Origin of the sequence: Nonomuraea aurantiaca (assembly GCF_020215705.1) — a bacterium.
Classification (GTDB): domain Bacteria; phylum Actinomycetota; class Actinomycetes; order Streptosporangiales; family Streptosporangiaceae; genus Nonomuraea; species Nonomuraea aurantiaca.
Genome location: NZ_JAIWNB010000103.1, coordinates 1 through 1,850, shown reverse-complemented (window position 1 = coordinate 1,850; position 1,850 = coordinate 1). Strand labels below are relative to the sequence as shown.

The 1,850-nt window shown below is 67.1% G+C and carries 1 protein-coding gene; it reads left to right on the top strand.

Annotation, left to right across the window (positions count from 1 at the left end):
- The first annotated feature begins 150 nt into the window (after positions 1-150).
- The gene (locus LDL49_RS56330; RefSeq protein ID WP_225303176.1) at positions 151-1,803 is read left to right on the top strand and encodes an ISL3 family transposase; all 1,653 of its coding nucleotides are present in this window, start codon (positions 151-153) and stop codon (positions 1,801-1,803) included.
- Positions 1,804-1,850: the final 47 nt, after the last annotated feature.

Below are 1,850 nucleotides of genomic sequence, written 5' to 3'. Positions count from 1 at the left end.
GGGTCTGGTGCATTTGCTGGGGAGCGGTCACGGAGTGCGATTTCCAGGTGCGAGTGGGGCCGGGGCCGCATGGAGGGTGGTAGCGATCGCGTAACGCGTTGCGCGTGAGAACGGCCGTTCTGTCACGATCTGGATCGCCAAGATCTGATCATGAAGAACGGCCGTAGGGGTGCCATTGTGCTGCACGAGCTCATCGGCAGGGAAGTCGGTCTGCTGTACATGCTGTTCCCGCACTTGAGGGGCCTGGTCCTTGACCAGGTGGAGGATCTGGGTGACCGTCTGAGGATCGCGGCCCGTACGGGCTCGGAGCGGGTGGCCTGCCGCAGCTGTGGGACACCGTCGGCTCGGGTGCATGACCGGTATCGGCGTCGTCTGCAGGACTTGGCCTGCGGCGGGAGACCGGTTCAGGTCGAGTTGGAGGTTCGCCGGTTCATCTGCGGCAACCCGGCGTGCTTGGTGGCGACATTCGCCGAGCAGGTCCCCGGGCTGACCGCCAAACAGCAGCGCCGCACGTCAGGGTTGCGGGGTCTGCTGGAGCGGGTCGCACTGGCCCTGGCCGGCCGCGCGGGGTCCCGACTGGCCGGTGCGCTGGGCGCGATCGTCTCCCGGTTCACGCTGATCCGGCTGGTCAGGGCGTTGCCCGATCCCGAGATCGGGCAGGTCTCCGTGCTCGGGGTCGATGATTGGGCCAAACGGCGCGGGCATTCGTATGCGAGTGTCCTGGTGGACATGGCCGGCCACCGCATCATCGACGTGCTGCCCGACCGGGAAGCCGCCACCCTGGCCGAGTGGCTGCGCGCGCATCCCGGCGTCGAGGTGATCTGCCGGGACCGGGCCGGCGCCTACGCCCTGGGCGGCCGGGAGGGCGCGCCCGATGCCCAGCAGGTGGCGGATCGCTGGCACATGTGGGATGACCTGCGCGAATACGCGGACAAGACCGTCGCTGCCCACCATCGGTGCGTCAAAGAGCACTACGTTGCCCTTACCCGGGTCGCTGAGGAGCAGGCCCCCGGCCCCGGCCAGGTCGCCGAACAGACGACCATCGACCGTGCCGAGAACAGAGCGCGTGTGGTGAAGGCGAGGGAGCGCTACCGGCAAGTCCAGACGCTGAAGGCCGAAGGCAAGAGCCACGCCGCGATCCAGCGGGAGCTGCGCCTGGCGCCCATGACTGTCCGCAAATACTCCCGCGCAGAAAGCGTCGATGAGGTGGTGGCGGGCACGCTGACCGGATGGCCGAGCATGCTGGACGATTACAAGCCCCACCTGCATGAACGCTGGAATTCCGGGTGCGCCAACATCCAGCAGTTGCACCGGGAGATCACCGCGCTCGGCTTCCGCGGCAGTTACGGCACCGTCTACGCCTACCTCAAGCCCTTCAAGGGCTCAGCCGCGCCGCCCGCCGTCCCCGCGCCGCCCAAGGCCCGCCACATCACCAGCTGGATCCGCCGCCGTCCCGACAACCTCGGCCCGGATGAACAGCTGAAACTCAAGGAGGTTCTGGCAGCCTGCCCGCACCTCGGCGCCTTACACGGCCACATCAAGACCTTCGCGGAGATGATGACCGAACGCCAGGGCCACCGCCTCGACGCCTGGATCGACGCCGTCCGGGCTGACGACCTGCCCCACCTGCATTCCTTCGCCAACGGCCTCGAACGCGACCACGCCGCCGTCCTGAACGGACTCACGCTCCCTTACAGCTCAGGCGCTGTCGAGGGCAAAGTATGCAAGATCAAATTCTTGAAACGGCTCATGTTCGGCCGCGCCAACTACGACCTCCTCAGAAAGATGGCACTGCTGAACTGAGCTGAGATCACCGACCGTGACCGCTCCCCAGCAAATGCACCAGACCC

What these genes read in the sequence shown, in the direction of transcription:
- LDL49_RS56330 (WP_225303176.1), top strand. Translation starts at nt 151, where the DNA reads ATGAAGAACGGCCGTAGGGGTGCCATTGTGCTGCACGAGCTCATCGGC.